This is a genomic window from Aphanothece microscopica RSMan92, assembly GCF_046613545.2.
Taxonomy (GTDB): Bacteria; Cyanobacteriota; Cyanobacteriia; order PCC-6307; family Cyanobiaceae; genus NIES-981.
Map to the genome: position 1 here is coordinate 1 of NZ_JBKKKY020000232.1, position 895 is coordinate 895.

Annotated in this window: 1 protein-coding gene; it reads left to right on the plus strand. The window is 68.6% G+C overall.

Annotated elements, in window-relative coordinates; all coding sequences use genetic code 11:
• Positions 1-377: 377 nt before the first annotated feature.
• Positions 378-895, plus strand: a 518-nt coding sequence (locus tag ACLD7X_RS17170; RefSeq protein ID WP_411424904.1) for a bile acid:sodium symporter, incomplete at its 3' end; no start/stop codon positions are given.

Genomic DNA, 895 nt, shown 5'->3' on the forward strand with positions numbered 1-895 from the left:
CCAGTCGATCCTCGACGGCCAGGGCCGCGTGATCAACACCTGGGCTGATGTGCTGAACCGCGCTGGCCTGGGCATGGAAGTGATGCACGAGCGCAACGCTCACAACTTCCCGCTCGACCTGGCCGCTGCGGAAGCCACCCCCGTGGCGCTGACCGCCCCGGCGATCGGCTGAGGCTGAACAGCCCGGCTGAGGCTTACGCCTCAGGATCAACAACGGAATCCCGCTGGCCCCCCTCCCACGAGGGGGGCTTTTTTGTGGTCGCCGTCCGGCTCGGGATCCGCTCCTGCAGTGACGCGCTCCTGCAGTGACAATTCCAGGCAGGTCAGAGCCACCTCCCTAGGGTTCGGGGCACTGGCCTGGCAACGCCCGCGCTCGCATGTTCGCCTCGATCACCCTGTTCACGATCATGCTGGCCCTGGGGATGGGCCTGAACCCTCAGGCTCTGGTCCGGATCCGCCAGCGCCCGGGGCTGTTCCTGAGGGTGCTGCCGGCCTCCTGCCTGCTGCTGCCGCTGGTGGCCCTGGCTCTGCTGCATCTGCCGGTCGGCCAGGGACTGGGGCCCTCCACCCGGATCGGCCTGGCCCTGATGGCCGTGTGCCCCAGCGCCCCCCTCACGCTCCGCAAGGCCGGCCAGAAAGGTGGAGACCGGGAACTGGCGGCGGTGCTGCAGGTGAGCGCCGCCATCAGCGCCATCGTCTCGGTGCCCGTGATGGCCGATGTGTACCGGGCGGCCTACGCCACCACAGCCTGGGACATCGGCCCCCTGGAGGTGGCCCTGCAGGTGGGTCGCACCCAGGTGCTGCCGTTGCTGGTCGGCATGGCGATTCAGGGGTTCAAGCCCGATCTGGCCAACCGGATCGAATCCCCCCTGAACAAGTTGGCCAATGGCCTCTT